This is a genomic window from Streptomyces sp. NPDC055099 (assembly GCF_053607685.1).
In genome coordinates this window covers 317,638-332,138 of record NZ_JBSGUA010000002.1, presented here as the reverse complement: position 1 = coordinate 332,138, position 14,501 = coordinate 317,638, and the positions used below count along the sequence as shown (strand labels likewise).

General features: G+C 71.1%; 17 protein-coding genes and 1 pseudogene. 8 read left to right on the top strand and 10 right to left on the bottom strand.

Annotated elements, in window-relative coordinates:
* Positions 1-124: 124 nt before the first annotated feature.
* On the bottom strand, positions 125-2,014 hold the full coding sequence (locus tag ACWFRU_RS05920) for an ATP-binding cassette domain-containing protein (RefSeq protein ID WP_453684868.1): 1,890 nt from the start codon (positions 2,012-2,014) through the stop codon (positions 125-127).
* A gap of 223 nt (positions 2,015-2,237) precedes the next feature.
* Positions 2,238-3,059, bottom strand: a complete 822-nt coding sequence (gene arsM, locus ACWFRU_RS05915) for an arsenite methyltransferase (protein ID WP_453684867.1) — start codon at positions 3,057-3,059, stop codon at positions 2,238-2,240.
* A 127-nt stretch (positions 3,060-3,186) separates the two neighbouring features.
* Between arsM and ACWFRU_RS05910 the strand changes: the two are divergent.
* Positions 3,187-3,426: pseudogene (locus ACWFRU_RS05910) on the top strand (hypothetical protein); the annotation flags it as partial.
* On the opposite strand, the gene ACWFRU_RS05905 reads toward ACWFRU_RS05910, so the two are convergent.
* Positions 3,359-3,583, bottom strand: a complete 225-nt coding sequence (locus tag ACWFRU_RS05905) for a hypothetical protein (RefSeq protein ID WP_453684866.1) — start codon at positions 3,581-3,583, stop codon at positions 3,359-3,361. The pseudogene ACWFRU_RS05910 and the gene ACWFRU_RS05905 sit on opposite strands and share 68 nt — an antisense overlap.
* A gap of 39 nt (positions 3,584-3,622) precedes the next feature.
* Complete coding sequence (locus ACWFRU_RS05900; RefSeq protein ID WP_453684865.1) at positions 3,623-4,864, bottom strand: cytochrome P450; 1,242 nt, start codon at positions 4,862-4,864, stop codon at positions 3,623-3,625.
* A gap of 426 nt (positions 4,865-5,290) precedes the next feature.
* On the opposite strand from ACWFRU_RS05900, the gene ACWFRU_RS05895 reads away from it, so the two are divergent.
* The 3 genes from ACWFRU_RS05895 to ACWFRU_RS05885 all read left to right on the top strand — a co-directional run bounded on the left by ACWFRU_RS05895 (position 5,291) and on the right by ACWFRU_RS05885 (position 6,505).
* Positions 5,291-5,518: a DUF5133 domain-containing protein gene (locus tag ACWFRU_RS05895; protein ID WP_453684864.1), complete on the top strand. Its 228-nt coding sequence runs from the start codon at positions 5,291-5,293 to the stop codon at positions 5,516-5,518.
* A gap of 117 nt (positions 5,519-5,635) precedes the next feature.
* A complete protein-coding gene (locus ACWFRU_RS05890) occupies positions 5,636-5,962 on the top strand; it encodes a plasmid stabilization protein (protein WP_451216907.1) in 327 nt (108 codons plus the stop codon).
* A 129-nt stretch (positions 5,963-6,091) separates the two neighbouring features.
* Positions 6,092-6,505, top strand: coding sequence for an SsgA family sporulation/cell division regulator (locus tag ACWFRU_RS05885; RefSeq protein WP_453684863.1), 414 nt, complete (start codon positions 6,092-6,094; stop codon positions 6,503-6,505).
* Between the two features lie 24 nt (positions 6,506-6,529).
* Here ACWFRU_RS05885 and ACWFRU_RS05880 read toward each other — a convergent pair whose 3' ends face one another.
* Positions 6,530-6,757, bottom strand: a complete 228-nt coding sequence (locus tag ACWFRU_RS05880) for a DUF5133 domain-containing protein (RefSeq protein WP_453684862.1) — start codon at positions 6,755-6,757, stop codon at positions 6,530-6,532.
* 504 nt (positions 6,758-7,261) lie between these two features.
* Between ACWFRU_RS05880 and ACWFRU_RS05875 the strand changes: the two genes are divergently transcribed.
* A complete protein-coding gene (locus ACWFRU_RS05875) occupies positions 7,262-8,125 on the top strand; it encodes an SDR family oxidoreductase (protein ID WP_453684861.1) in 864 nt (287 codons plus the stop codon).
* A 32-nt stretch (positions 8,126-8,157) separates the two neighbouring features.
* Here the strand turns inward: ACWFRU_RS05875 and ACWFRU_RS05870 are convergent, their stop codons facing one another.
* Positions 8,158-9,735, bottom strand: a complete 1,578-nt coding sequence (locus ACWFRU_RS05870) for a phytoene desaturase family protein (protein WP_453684860.1) — start codon at positions 9,733-9,735, stop codon at positions 8,158-8,160.
* Positions 9,736-9,833: 98 nt separating this feature from the next.
* A complete protein-coding gene (locus ACWFRU_RS05865; protein ID WP_453684859.1) occupies positions 9,834-10,289 on the bottom strand; it encodes an SRPBCC family protein in 456 nt (151 codons plus the stop codon).
* Between the two features lie 151 nt (positions 10,290-10,440).
* Here ACWFRU_RS05865 and ACWFRU_RS05860 point away from each other — a divergent pair, with 151 nt between their 5' ends.
* Positions 10,441-11,766, top strand: coding sequence for an APC family permease (locus ACWFRU_RS05860; protein WP_453684858.1), 1,326 nt, complete (start codon positions 10,441-10,443; stop codon positions 11,764-11,766).
* A gap of 13 nt (positions 11,767-11,779) precedes the next feature.
* Here the strand turns inward: ACWFRU_RS05860 and ACWFRU_RS05855 are convergent, their stop codons facing one another.
* Positions 11,780-12,214 (bottom strand): DUF2267 domain-containing protein, encoded by a 435-nt coding sequence (locus ACWFRU_RS05855; RefSeq protein ID WP_453684857.1) that lies wholly within the window; start codon positions 12,212-12,214, stop codon positions 11,780-11,782.
* A 163-nt stretch (positions 12,215-12,377) separates the two neighbouring features.
* Positions 12,378-12,809 (bottom strand): Hsp20/alpha crystallin family protein, encoded by a 432-nt coding sequence (locus ACWFRU_RS05850; protein ID WP_453684856.1) that lies wholly within the window; start codon positions 12,807-12,809, stop codon positions 12,378-12,380.
* A 130-nt stretch (positions 12,810-12,939) separates the two neighbouring features.
* On the opposite strand from ACWFRU_RS05850, the gene ACWFRU_RS05845 reads away from it, so the two are divergent.
* Together ACWFRU_RS05845 and ACWFRU_RS05840 are read left to right on the top strand one after the other, a co-directional pair.
* A complete protein-coding gene (locus ACWFRU_RS05845) occupies positions 12,940-13,593 on the top strand; it encodes a type III effector protein (RefSeq protein ID WP_453684855.1) in 654 nt (217 codons plus the stop codon).
* Positions 13,594-13,695: 102 nt separating this feature from the next.
* Positions 13,696-13,893 carry a hypothetical protein gene (locus ACWFRU_RS05840; protein ID WP_453684854.1) on the top strand — a complete coding sequence of 66 codons (198 nt, stop codon included), beginning with the start codon at positions 13,696-13,698 and terminating at the stop codon, positions 13,891-13,893.
* A 119-nt stretch (positions 13,894-14,012) separates the two neighbouring features.
* Here the strand turns inward: ACWFRU_RS05840 and ACWFRU_RS05835 are convergent, their stop codons facing one another.
* Entirely contained in the window at positions 14,013-14,297 is a 285-nt protein-coding gene (locus ACWFRU_RS05835; RefSeq protein WP_453684853.1) for a DUF4190 domain-containing protein, read from the bottom strand.
* Positions 14,298-14,501: the final 204 nt, after the last annotated feature.

Here is a 14,501-nt window from a genome sequence, read left to right as displayed (position 1 = left end):
GGTTCCTACGGGGGGTACGCAGATCTGTGCGGCAAAGCGACGCTCAGCGTAGAGACGGTGCCGGAGCGCGTCCATACTTTGTCCACAGAAAGGAAAAACTGGGGGCGGGAAGACGGCACCCTCGTCAGCGGTCCTTGGCCAGTGCGACGAGATCCGCGAACAGGCCACCGGCGCCCACGAGTTCGTCGTACGTGCCCTGTTCGATCACCCGGCCCTCGTCCATCACGAGGACGCGGTCGGCGAGCCGGGTGTTCTCGAGCTGATGGGTGACGACGATCGTCATGCGCTCCGCCGCGATCTGCTTGATCTCCGTGAAGACTGCGTGCTCGCCTCGCGCGTCCATCTGTGAGGTCGGCTCGTCCAGGATCAACAGCGGTGTCCGCCGGTAGAGCGCGCGGCCGCACACGAGCCGCTGCCACTGGCCGCCGGAGAGTTCGGCGCCGCCCCACAACTCCTTGGCGAGCAAGGTGTCGAGCTGCCGCGGCAGCGCCTCGATCGCCTCGCGCATCCCCACGGCGTCGACGACGTCCCACACCGGCCCGTCGTCGTACGTCCTCGGCTGGCCGAGGGTGATGTTCTCGCGGGCGCGCAGGGGCCAGCAGGCGAAATTCTGCGGGACGAGCGCGGTGCGCTGCCACACGGAGTCGGGATCGGCCCGGGCGAGGTCGACGCCGTCCCACAGGACGCGGCCCTTGTCGGCGAGGAGGATGCCGGTGAAGAGCTTGGCCAGGGTCGACTTGCCCGAGCCGTTCTCCCCGACGACGGCCAGGATCTCGCCGCGCCGCAGCGTGAGCGACACGCCCGCGACGGCCGGTTCCTCCTTGCCGGGGTAGCGGTACACGACCTCGTCGAGGCGGATCTCGTCCACGCGCTCGGGGAGGGTCAACTCCCCGCGTTTGGGGGCCCGTTCCCCCGCCATGTCGAGGAATGCCCGCATGTCGGCCAGGTAGAGCGACGTGTGGAACATCGCGGCGCCGTGGATGACGGACTGGGAGAGCGCGGCGAGGGTGGTCTGGACGGCGACCACCGCCGTCGCCGCCACGGGCAGCGCGACCCGGCCGGTGGTGGCCAGCCAGGCGAGAGTGGCCCACGTGCCCAGCAGGAAGAGCCCGCCGAGCGCGCTGGTGACCAGGACGATGCGCAGCATCCGCGGGGCCGCGGTCAGGGTGCGCCGGTCGATCCGGTCGGACAGGGCGCGGTACCAGTAGATGAGGTAGCCGGTCATGCCGTTGGCGCGGACCTCGTCGCCGTGGCGGGAGTACGTCGCCCACCAGCGCATCATCGAGCGGACGTTCCTGTCACCGACGTTGAGGTAGTGGGTCTCGTAGGTGACGCGCGCCGACAGCACGGCCCCGGCGCCGGCGGGGAGCACGGCCAGCAGGAGCAGGGGCAGCATCAGGGGATGCAATGCCGTGATCACTCCGCTCGCGGCGATCATCCGGATCAGGGCCGACATGAACCGCTGGGCGTCCTGCACCATCATCCGGGTCCGGGTGACCCCGACCTCGGCGGCCTCCTGCCGGTCGGCGAATCCGTCCTCGCCGTAGGCGGACGACTCCACGCGGCACACGGCGGCCACGAGGGCGACATCCGCTTCGGTCATCAGCAGGGGCGTGATCCGCCCGTCCGCGTACGAGGAGAGGGCGCTGCTGACGCGGCCGACCGCGGCGGCCGTCGTGACGACGATCAGGGCGGGCAGTGCCGCGTGCAGGCGTTCGGACACGGTGCCCGTGCCGAGGAGGTGGGTCATGGCTTGCGCGGTGCAGGCGAGGACGACGGCGGCCGCCACGCCGGTGAGGAGCTGGCAGGCGAGGAGCAGTACGACGCCGAGCCTGTCCACGGACCACGCCATCCGCGCGGTGTGCCCGAGCACGGAGGGAAGCCGCCTGCACATGGCGGCGAACGTAGCCTCGGCCAGCGGGTTCTTGCCGTGCTTCCCTCCGAAGGTGAGCGTGGCGGGTGGGGGAGGGGGAGGCGTCTTGGCGTATTCGGTCGAGGTGTCGTTCACAGTCACCTGCGTCCCTCCATGGGATGCGTGCCGCACCTGGATGGCTCGGCGGTGCTGGGACTAACGACAGGGTGACGGAATCGAACGCGCTCGATTCAGGACGGGTTGGAGCCCGTCCGTGGCAAGGGGTCGCGCCCATGGAGGGCGTGCTGGTGCGGTCGCGGGGCGGCGCCGGTTGGCCGAATCGCCGATGTCCGGCCGCGGGCGCTCAAGTCTGCCCGTGCGCCGGTCAGTTGCAGCAGCCCGCCGCCTCGGTGCCGTGGCCGGGATCGTCGCCGACCGCACGCTCGGTGGCGGGCGCGGTGGCGGGCTTTGTCGCACGGACGACGGCGGAGTGCATCCCGTCGGCGACGGCGTGGGTGGGGGTGATCTCGACGGCGGTGAATCCGGCGGCCTCGAGGCCGCGGCGGTATTCGGTGAAGGAAAGCGCGCCGGCGATGCAGCCGACGTAGTCGCCGCGTTCGGCGCGCTGGGTGGGGGTGAGGGTGTCGTCGGCGACGACGTCGGAGATGCCGATGCGGCCGCCGGGGGCCAGGACGCGGAAGGCCTCGGCGAACACGGCGGGTTTGTCGGTGGACAGGTTGACCACGCAGTTGGAGATCACGACGTCGATGGTGTGCGCGGGCAGCGGGATGGCCTCGATGCTGCCCTTGAGGAACTCGACGTTGGTGGCCCCTGCCTTCTTCTGGTTCTCGAGCGCGAGGGCGAGCATCTCCTCGGTCATGTCCAGGCCGTAGGCCCGTCCGGTGGGGCCGACGCGCCGGGCGGAGAGCAGGACGTCGATGCCGCCGCCCGACCCGAGGTCGAGGACGCGCTCGCCGGCGCGGAGATCGGCGACGGCGGTGGGGTTTCCGCAGCCGAGCGAGGCGGCGACGGCCTCGGCGGGAAGCCCCTCGCGCTCGCCCTCGGCGTAGAGGCCGGAGCCGAAGGTGGCGTCGACCTCGATCGCCGAAGGCCCGCAACAGGCCGTACCCCCCGCGGTGACCTGGACGGCGGCCGCGGCATAGCGGCGACGGACGGTTTCGCGCAGGTCGGTGGCGTCCTCGCTCATGGTGGCTCCTCGATCAGGGGGCCCGGTGAGCCCCGGAGCGGGTTGCATTGATGTTTCTCAATGCAACAGTGTGCCGTGAATCGAAGACTGTCAACATAGAAGGATGTCGAAACACGGGCAGGTCGCTCAAGTAGCTGAGCAGGCCGGTCTCATCGCCTCGGAGCGCCCTGGGACATGGGTGTACTACCGGCTGCTGCCCGCGGCGACGGAGCGGCTCGTCCAAGCACGGACACGTCCGTCCTCCTGCCTCTCATGGGGCAGGAGGACGGACGTGGTGATCAGGGCGCTCGTCCGCTGCCTCAGCGGTCGTGCTTCCCGCGGCCGTCACCGCGCTGGACGTCATCCTGCGCGGAGGGGTTGGGGGTGAGCGCGTCCGCCGCCTCGCCGTCCTTCTTGCGGTCACGTTCCTCACCGGGGACACGGGTCTCCGCGTCCCCGGCCTCGTCGAAGACTTCCTCGGCGGCCGTCTCCGCGTGCTGCGGCTTCTGGTCCTTGTCGTGCTCGTTGCCGTGCTTGTGGTTCATGCCGGGCCTCCGTCCAGCTCGTTCGGGGCAGTGCGCGGGTCAGCGCGCCGCGGTGAGGACGAAGCCGCTGCGGGGCTTCGTCGGCATCCGGTTCAGCGGGATGCGCAGGTCCTGATCGGGCACGTCGTACTCAAGTCGCGCGAGACGGGGGAGCAGGGTGCTCAGCACCGCCAAGGTGATGTCCTCGCCCGGGCAGCGGTGCCCCTCCGCGGCATCCCCGCCGCCCTGCGGGACGAGCTCGTCGCGACCGGGCTCACGGCCCACGAAGCGGTCGGGATCGAACATGTAGGGGTCGTGCCACAGCTCCGGATCGTGGTTCTGTCCGTAGAGGTCGAGGAGGACGAGGGAGCCCTCCGGGATCGGCTCGCCGTGCCACTCCAGGTCGTGGGGGGCCAGTCCCGCGACGAACGGCGCGAACGGATAGAAGCGCCGCAGTTCGTGGGCGAACGCGCGGGCATACCCCTCACGGTCCTGGGCCAGCCGCTCGCGCAGCGCCGGATTCCGGTGCAGCGCGTGGGCGCCGAACACGGTGTACCAGGTGACGGCGACGGTGGGACGGATGACGTTGAGGATCTCGACGGCGGCGGTCCGCGGATCGAGCAGTTCGCCGTCCGCGTCGCGGTGCGTGGCGACCGACCGCACCACGGACTCCGACCGCGCGTCGTCCGCCGCCGAGCCGCCCTCTTGCGCCCGCATCTCCTCGACCAGCTCGGCCAGCCGCTCCTCCTGGCGGTTCCGCGCGCGCCGGGCCCGCCAGTGCCGGGGGCCGGCGGTCGCGAAACCGTCGACCATGGCCACCAGATCCTGCGCGGTGCGGCGTGCCTCGTCCTCCGGATAGTCCGCCAGAGGCACGCCCGCCCACCGGCACACGGCACGCGTGATCAGGACACTCACCTCGTCGAACAGCGTCACCCGCGGTCGGTGTGTCCACTCCTTGCTCGCCCGCTCCCACTCCTCGGCGACCTGTTCCGCCAGACGGGCTACTCCCGAGGCGTCCTTGAGGAGCGAGACGAAAAGTCCCTTGCGTGTGCGGTGCTCCGTCCCGTCCAGGGTGTGCACCGCGCCTTTGCCGAACAGGGTGCTCAGGACCGGTTCGGGCAGGGCGGTCCGCCGCCGTACGTGATTCTCGTCGTAGAAGAACGTGACGGCGGCCGGCCCCCGCAGCGCGATGGCGGGTTTGCCCAGCAGGCGGGTGCGGACGGGCCCGGGCCCCTTGCGGCGGCTCAGATCGGGAAGCCATGCGTACCCCTGCGAGAGGAGTGGCAGGGTGCTGTCCGGCATCAGATTCCTCCTGGATGACTTTCCGCTCGGCGTGGCCCGGCTTCAGCCAGCCTCTGCCGCTCAGGGCGCGCACACCACCGGAGCGACGCCGAACGCTGCGCGATCACGGAGGCGGGTGCCCTGGCGGACCACGTTCATGCGTTCCACACGTCACTCCGGCGCGGGCCTTTGGTCCTGATAGACGATGCGATTTCGGGGCACAGGAGTAGAGCTCGGCCAGGGAGGCCGTACCGACCGGAGGGGGTCAACTCGTGCGAACGATCAGGCGGATGAGGCGCGTGCTGTACGGGGCCGTGTGCCTGCCCAGGGGAATGGGGCGGAGTTCCGAAGGTCTGTGAATACCGGCCGTCCGCGCGGGCACCATGTGTCGGCCGACGGCAATGCAGCGCATTTACCGAGAACCGCATTCATCGAAAGGAGCACCCCGTGCTCAGGCCCCACCCCACGTTCCTGCAGTCCCTGCTCGAAACGTACGCCTCGCTCCGGCATCTGCAGGCCAGGGAGGACTCGGCCGAGGTCCGGCGGCAGCTGGACGACGTCTCGTACACCTTGTGCGTCTCCACCGGAACGCGGACCCCCGAGACGGCCGTCGCCGCGGCACGCGCCCAACTCGCGGGAGTGCATTCGCAGGACGACGCCCGCTTGTCCGCCTGAGTCGCACATGATTGACCGGGCGCGGCGTGGATACCGGTGTGAGACTGGGAAATGCCCGAAAGGCGGCCACAGCGAGCACACGCAGTGACCGGGGCCATCAAGAAAGGCGAGGTCAGCATGCCGGCTGGATCCAGCAACAAGCGCGAGCGCCAGTACGAACACATCAAGGAGAGCGCCGAGGACCGCGGCGCCTCCAAGGGCAGGGCCAAGGAGATCGCGGCCCGCACGGTCAACAAGGAGCGAGCCCGCTCCGGCGAGTCGAAGACCGCCAGCAAGACGTCGACGAAGGACCCCAAGTCGGCGTCCCAGCGCGGCGGGGAACGTTCGCACAGCGGATCGCAGGGCCCCACCAAAGACCAGCTCTACGAAGAGGCCAAGAAGAAGAACGTCGACGGCCGCTCGTCGATGAACAAGCAGCAGCTGAAGAAGGCCCTCGGACGTTGAGTGACCACGCGCCCACGGCGGTCTCCACCGCCGTGGGCGCCGCCCGTCCGCCGTCAGCTTTCGACGAATGTGTCACCCGGACAGCTGTCGCCGTGCATGCATGAGCGAGTGCCGGGAACCCCGTGTTCCATGGAATCCAGCCTCACCTGCCCCATCCGGTCTCATCTGTGCGTCGATGCCCTTGACTTCGTGCTCGAAGCCGAGCTGGTCCTCACGTACACCACGAAGGACCCGCTGGCCGTGACCCTCGCCTTCCCGCCGCCCGCGGCCGGGCAGGCACCGACGACCTGGGTGTTCTCCAGGAACCTGCTGGCGATGGGGCTGCACGCCCCGGCGGGCGAGGGCGACGTCGTGGTCCGGCCCACGGGGCGTCACCGGGTGCTCGTGACCCTGACGTCCCCGAGCGGGCGAGTCCGTGGCGAACTGGAGCGGGCGCCGGTCGAGGCGTTCATCCACGAGTCGTACGCCCTGCTGCCCGCCCCCGAGGAGAGCGCCGCACTGGACCTGGACGAGCTGGTCACAGCTCTCCTCGCGACATCCTGAGCGAGCGCACTGCCCCGTTGGCCCTCACACGGGCTGCGGGGCGTCCGGTTCGCCCTCGGCCATGGCCATCTGCGAGCGGGCGGCCGCGAGTGCCGACGCCACCTCACGGGTGCCGGTGGACACACAGAGGGTGTACGCGATGTCCTCCAGCCTCCTGCGGGCTTCGGAGGCTCCGTTGCGCGCATGCAGCGCGCTCAGCGCGTCGTACTGCTTCACCAGGTCGCGCAGTACTCTCGGGTCGGCCTTCAGCACGGCAGGTCTCCTTCGCTCTCAGCGGTCTTCATGCCCTCGACAGGCAGTGACGCGGGGGTACTTGGCCGCCCTTCACACACGCGTGCGCGCACCACGGCGGGCGGAGAGTGGGCGAGGTGGCCACCGGCGCACACCTGTCCACAACCACGGTGCGCGAGCCGGGACAGGCCGACGGACGCCGGAGTTTCTGCCCGGGCTCGATTTCATCGCCGAGGTCGACGAAATCCCCGCCGAGGCGGGGTTCGTGTGGATGGCGGCTGAGGAAGAACAAAACCTGCTCCGTGGAAGCAGGGCTTTTGGGCGCGGCTGCTTCCTGACCTCAAGGTCAGTGTGCCCACGAGAAAGCGCCGGACGCCACCCGGAGCTGTGACGTGGGCCGCACGCGCCCGGGGTTTGCGCCCGCCGACGCCTGGTATGCGGCCCTCGGCGCCGCCTGCCACCATGACCGTGTGCGTCCTGGCGGGTGGAGCACCCGTCGCTGCCGTCCCACCCGGAGGAGTTCTCGTGACCGACCGGAAGCACGTCCTGCGCGGTCGCACAGCTGTCGTGACCGGCGCCGCGCGCGGTGTGGGAGAAGCCGTGGCCAGAGAGCTCGCCGCCAGGGGAGCCACGCTGGCCCTGCTCGGCCTGGAGGAGGAGTCACTCGCCCGAGTGGCCCAGCAACTGCCCACGCCGTCGCGGCACTGGCACGTGGATGTCACCGACGACGCGGCGATGGCGCGCGTGGCCGGCGAGGTACGCGCGCTTCAGGGCCCCGCATCGGTGGTCGTCGCCAACGCGGGAGTCGCCGAGGGCGGGCCGTTCGTGGACTCCGACCCCGCCAGTTGGCGACGCGTCATCGACGTCAATCTCGTGGGCAGCGCGAACACCGCCCGGGCCTTCCTGCCCCAACTGCTCGACAGCCGCGGCTACTTCCTGCAGGTCGCCTCGCTCGCCTCCATCGGCGCGTCGCCGCTGATGAGCGCCTACTGCGCCTCCAAGGCGGGCGTGGAGTCGCTCAGCCAGTCGCTGCGCGCGGAACTCGCCCCGCGGGGCGTCGGGGTGGGGGCCGCCTATCTTGGCTGGACCGACACGGACATGATCCGTGACGCCGACCAGCACGCCGTGCTGCGTGAACTGCGAGCGCACATGCCGCCGCCGGCCCGCAAGATCTATGCCCGGGGGCATGTGGCCCGGTGTCTGGCGGATGCCGTCGAACGCCGGTCGGCCACCGTGTACGTGCCGGGCTGGCTCCGGGCAGTGCAGGCGGTGCGGGCGGGCCTGCCGCCCCTCGTCGCCCGGTACTCGCGCCAGGAGTTGATGCGCTCGGAGTTCTCCTCCACGGGCTTGCTCGGGCCCGGCGGGCGTGCGGCGGAGACCGCCGACTGAGCAGGGCCCGGCGGCCCTTACTTGAACCGGGGTCAGCTCCGGCGGAAGCGGCGGTCGATCCGGCCCCGCAGCGCGGCGCGGGCGGCGTTGGCGCCGGGGGCTCCGTGGACGCCGCCGCCGGGGTGGGCGGCGGCCGAGGCGAGGTAGAGGCCCTTGACCGGAGTCTCCGGGCGGCCCGTGCCCGGCGTGGGCCGGAACACCAGCTGCTGGTGGGCGGATGCCGTGCCGCCGTTGATCGCGCCCCCGTGCAGATTGGCGTCCATGGCCTGGAGGGTGGTCGGGGCCAGGAGACGCCGGGACCTGATGCGGGAGCGGAAGCCCGGCGCCCAGCGCTCCACCTCGTTCTCCATGCGGTCCGCCATCGCCTCCTGTTCCCGCCGGTCCCAGGAGCCGGTCAGGCCGTCCTCGCCCGCGTCGCCCTTGATCCGCTGCGGGACGTGGGTGTAGGCCCAGGCCGACTCGGTGCCGGCCGGTGAGCGCGTGGCGTCGGCGGTGGTCATCTGGCCGAACAGGATGAAGGGCCGGTCGGGCACCTGCCCCATGGCGATCTGCGCGGCGAACCGGGTCAGCCCGTCGACACCGTCGGCCAGGTGCACCGTTCCCGCCGTCGCCGCCTCCGGTGCCGTCCAGGGCACCGGGCCGTTCAGTGCCCAGTCGACCTTGTAGGTCGCGAAGTCCCACTGGAAGCGGCGCAGGTCCCCGAGCAGCCGCCCCGGCAGATGGCGTTCGTCGACCAGTTCGCCGAAGAGCGCCGGAGCGGACACGTCGGCGAGAACCGCGCGGGACGCCGGCACGTTCTCGCCTCCGGCGGTGCGCACACCGACGGCGCGACCGCCCCGTACGACAACCTCCCGTACGCGCTCCCCGCACCGGACCACGCCTCCGAACCGCTCAAGGCGCCGCACCAGGGCCCCGGTGAGCGCGCCCGCCCCGCCGACCGGAACGGGAAAACCGTAGGTCTGGCCGAGCATGGACATCAGCCAGCCGAAGCCTCCGCTGCCGGCCGCCTCCGGGCCCAGGTCCGCGTGCAGCGCGTTGCCCGCGAGCAGCAGCCGGCCGCCCTCACCGCGGAACTCCTCCTCGCCCAGGCGCCGTACCGGCAGCACCATCGTCCGGGCCATCCGCAGGCCCCCGGCGCCCCGCAGCTTCGCGGCGAGCCGGACCCCGTGCCGTACGGGCGGAAACGGGGTGAACAGAGCCCCGAGGACGTCGGGACCCACGCGGTTCCAGGTGGCGCAGAGGTTGAGCCAGGAGGCCCCGTCGCCCGGCGCGAACGCGTCGAGGCCGGCCGCTGTCTCCGCGGCACCGCGCGCGAGGACGGCGCACCGGCCGTCGGGCAGGGGGTGTGCCAGGACGCGGGGGGCGTGGCTCCACGAGAGGCCCTCCTGCTGGAGCTGCAGGTCGGCGAGGATCGGGGAGGCCGCGGCCAGCGGATAAAAGGCGCTGAAGAGGTCGTTCACGTAGTCGGGATGGACACCGCGGTCACTGCGGACGGCGCCGCCCGGCTCGTCCTGTTCCTCGAGGACCTCCACGCTCCATCCGGCGTCGGCGAGCAGATTCGCCGCGACGAGACCGTTGGGCCCCGCGCCGATGATCACCGCGTCCGGCATGCCTGACTCCTGACGTCCGCCCGGGCCCGTCGGACCCGGCGGGTCGATCGATCGTGAGTGGGGCCGCGAGCCCCTCGGCCAACCTGCTCGACCGGCTCTCAGGCCGATGCGTACGCGCGCTTCGAGAATTTCTCCACGACGTCCGCCAGTCGGGCGAGCATGGCGCGGTGCCGCAGTTGGATCAGCGCGTCCACGGCCACGTTGTGGAGCATCCCGCCGGGTCCGGTCAGCGGGTGCTCGTCGACGATGACCAGGGCGTACTCACCCCAGGGGCGTACGTCGACGGCGATGCGCGCGGCGCCGAGCCATCCGCTGTCGGCCTCCAGCTCAAGGATGCGGGGCTCTTCGCACCGCCGGACGGTCGTGGTTCCCGACAGCGTCCGCCAGCCCACCTTCACGGTGTACGTGATGCTGGAGCCCACCTCGGGCCAGTGGCCCTCCTTGGGCTCCGAGCGGGCCGTGCCCACCACCCACTCGCCGTAACGTGACCCGTCCGCGAGCACCGCCCAGACGTCTGCCACGGACCGCTTGATCAATCGGTGTCGTACGGCCATTCGGCTCTCCAGCCCTCGTCGGATGCGGCAGCCTGCGTCGGATGCGGCGGCATCCCGGTACCCGGCCCGTCCGTTGTCATTCCTTTTCACCCTCGCAGGCGTTCGAGGGGTTCGCCGCCTGCCGGACGCCGAACCGGGTACATGTGTGCGCGTGAAATCTCCCCGCACCATTCCGGCGGCGTCCGACACGACGACTCCGCTCAAGAAAGCACTGACCACCCCCCTGCTCTACTTCTTCATCCTTGGAGACGTCCTCGGCGCGGGCGTGTACGTCCTGGTGGGTCAGGTCGCGGCCGACGCGGGCGGCGCCGTGTGGGTGCCCCTCGTCGTGGCGCTGTGTCTGGCGCTCCTGACGGCCGCCTCGTACGCCGAACTCGCCACGAAATACCCCCGGGCGGGCGGCGCCTCGCACTACGCGACCCTTGCCTATGGACCCTTCGCCGGATTCCTCGCCGGTTTTTGCATGCTGGCCGCCGGGATCGTGTCGGTCGGTGCGCTGGCCCGCGGTTTCGCCGGTGACTACCTGGCGGAGTTCGTCACCCTTCCGGTGGCGCTCGTCGCGGTCGTGTTCCTGGCCGCGCTCGCCCTGCTGAACGCGCGGGGGATCAGCGAGTCGACGCGGGCCAACGTCGTGGCCACCGTCATCGAGGTCAGCGGGCTGCTGCTCGTGATCGGGCTCGGCGTGTGGATCGTGCTGCGCGGTGACGGTGACGTCGGGCGCCTCACCGACCTGGGGACACCGGAACACGGGCCGGTGGCGGCGGTCCTGAGCGGGGCGGTGCTTGCCTACTACTCGTTCGTCGGCTTCGAGACCTCCGTCAACGTGGCAGAGGAGACCCGTGATCCGCGCCGCTCCTATCCGCGGGCCCTCTTCGGCGCGCTGATCACCGCGGGCGCGGTCTACGCCCTGGTCGGTGCCGCCGCGGCGGCCGCCGTGCCGACCACGACGCTCGTCGAGTCCAGCGGGCCGCTCCTCGAAGTCGTGCGGGAGGCCGGCGGCGTCCCCACGGAGCTGTTCAGCGCCATCGCCCTGGTCGCCGTCGCCAACGGCGCCCTGCTCACCGGCATCATGTCCTCGCGCCTCGCCTACGGCATGGCACGTGACCGGCTGCTGCCGGGCTTTCTCACCAAGGTGCTGCCCGGCAGGCGTACGCCGTGGGCGGCGATCGCAGCGACCACCGCCCTCTCGCTCCTGCTCGCGCTGACCGGAGACGTGTCGACGCTCGCCTCGACCCTGGTCCTCCTCCTGCTGGTGGTCTTCTTCCTGGTCAACACGGCGGCTCTGGTGCTGCGTCGCGATGCCGCCCCGCGGGACCACTTCCGGGCCCCGACGATCCTGCCGGTGCTCGGCGCGGCGTCCTGCGTCCTGCTCGCGACGCAGATCGAGCGCGAGGTGTGGCTGCGGGGCGGCGCCGTCCTGCTGGTGGGCGTGGTGCTGGGCGCCGTCACCGCCCTGCGCCGACGCCGACAGCCCTGAACCCGCGCGACGCCTACGCCGCCTGGATCAGCTCGGCCCGGCCGAACAGGAGCGCGTGGCCGGAGGGGAGCTGGGCCAGGATGCGGGTCAGCAGATCGGGGCCCGCCAGAGCGGCGACGGCGGCCAGGACGGCGCCGGTGTCCCAGCGCGTGGTGGCGAGGCTCGCGCCGGACCGGGTGGCGAGGTCCTTGACCAGGCCCCAGCCGGTGAGGGGCTCGGGGTCGGGAATCTGCGCGGTGAGGACGAGTGCGGCCTCCACGGGGAGGCGGGCGGCGAGCTCGACGCGTTCGTCCCCGGTCAGCTGCCTGCCGAGTCCGCCGAGGACCAGCCGGACGGCTTCCTCGGCCCGCTCCCGGGTGGGGTACGCGCCTTCGTAGCGGACCTTCTCCAGCATCTGCTGGTAGGTCATCGCGGGGAAGGGCCGGGTGGCTTCAGGTCGTTCGAACATTGCTGGGTGCGCGCCTTTCTCGTCGCGGAGGTCGTGTCGCGGGTGCCGGGCAGCTGGACGGCACCCGCGGGTGGGTCTTGGGGGGCTTCGCCCCGTCGGGCGCGGAGGACGCAGTCAGCGGGGGAGACGCCGGTCCTCCGCGCCACGCGTGCGCGGCGGCTGCTCAGCCGCTGATCTGCCGGTGGGACGCGTCGTTCCCGATGGAGATCTTGCGGGGCTTGGCGCGCTCGGCGATCGGAATGCGCAGGGTCAGGACACCCGCGTCGTAGTCCGCCTTGATGCGCTCGGTGTCCAGGGTGTCAGCCAGCACGATCTGGCGGGAGAACACGCCCAGCGGCCGCTCGGACAGTTCCATCTGGACGTTCTCGGACTTGGCGACCGGACGGCGCTCGGCCTTGACGGTCAGCATGTTGCGTTCCACGTCGATGTCGATCGCCTCGGCGCTCACGCCGGGCAGATCGAAGGCCACCACGTACTCGTCGCCCTCGCGATAGGCGTCCATGGCCATCGCGGAAGGCCGTGACCATGTGCCGGGGCCGACCAGCTGCTGAGCGATGCGGTCGAGCTCGCGGAAGGGGTCGGTGCGCATCAACATCGCGAAACACCTCCTGAAGGTCCGGGCAGTACCTGCCAATGCGCTTCACCTGCAATCGGTTGTAGCATGTCGTCCAATGGATGACAAGTTGCATGTCGTCCACCCGATGACAACGCTGAAGGAGGCCCCCATGGCAGCGACCGGCCCGCCGGAACCACCTCACGCCCATGCCCACAACCCGGCATCCTTCCTGGCCGCGGCCGCCGCCCTGGAAGCCATCAGCGACGCCGTGCAGGAGGCCCAGGAGGCCGACACCGACGTGCTGCCCACCGGCCGCACCAACCCCGAACAGGCCCTCGCCTCACTGCTGTTGCTGCGCGAGGTCCGTGAACAGCTCGCCGGGTGGGAAGCCGGCCTGATCGAGACCGCCCGTCACGCCGGAGCGAGCTGGGCCGACCTCGCCCACCCCCTCGGGGTCGCCAGCCGCCAGGCCGCCGAACGCCGCTACCTGCGCCAGCGCCCCGGCCCGACCGGCAGCACCGGCGAGCAACGCGTCCAGGCCACCCGCCGGCGCCGCGCCGCCGACCGCTCCCGCACGGCCTGGGCCCGTACCAATGCCGGCGCCCTGCGCCGCCTCGCGGGCCAGGTCATGTCGCTCACCGGCCTACCGCCGCAAGCCCAGGTCCCGATCGGGCAGTTGGACGCGGCGCTCGCGCACGACGACCCCGCGGCGCTGATCGACCCCCTGAACACGGCCCGCCCCTACCTGGCACGCACGCACCCCGAGGTCGTCGCCCAGCTCGACGCCCTCACCGGACACCTCGACGAGAACAGCCCCGGCTGACCGGTGACGCGCGTGCCGTCGCCGGGGTTTGCGGGGGCGACGGGGCTGAGAGACCGTTGACGTAGGACTTCCTCAAAAAAGCTCAAAAGGCGAGGAGTAGGAATGTCGAATCCACAGCAACCCGAGGTGCGGCGCAGCGGAAAAGGTGCCGCCACTCCCCAGGAGACCGGGGAGAAAAGGGCATCGGAGCCCCGGACCGCGCAGGGCAAGGGCGGCGCGGCGCACGGAACCGACCGGGGCGCCAAGGGCGGAGGAAAGGGTGGCGGCACACCGCCGGAACAGGCGCCCGACCACCCGTGAGCAGGAGCACCTCGACGCTCCCCACGCGTGACGCGCGCAAAAGGCCGGAGGGAATGCGCGTGCTGCGCATTCCCTCCGGCCGCCATGATGTGGGTGGAACAGCTCGCGGATTCCGGTCATCAACCGCCGACGTACCAGGTGAATCCGCCGGATGCGGCGACAGCGATCAGCACGATGAACAGAATGACGTCGATGATGCCCAGAATGATGGCCGCCTTCGCCATGCCTCCGCCGCCCCTGAACGTCTTCTGGCGCAGCGCGACCGCACCGAAGATGATCGCGAGCGGCCCGAGGATGAAGCTGAGGAAGAACACACCGACGATGCCGCAGACAAGTCCGGCTATCGCAAGGCCGTTCGTCCGGGAGCCGGAAGAAGCTGCTGACGGATTGCCGTAAGCCGACATGGCCACACTCCTTGGAGATCGCATTCCAGCATTGCGTGACGAGAAGCCGAGTGCCCCAAAACCCGGTTCATAGTCAGCGCTGCGAACACTTGGTTGACGATTCACCCGGTGTGCGGTGCCGGACACGCACAACGCGCACAACGCGCCCGTCCAGACCAACTCGCCCCCGCCAGGCGCTGTTTCCTCTCATTCGGCTTGTCCGCG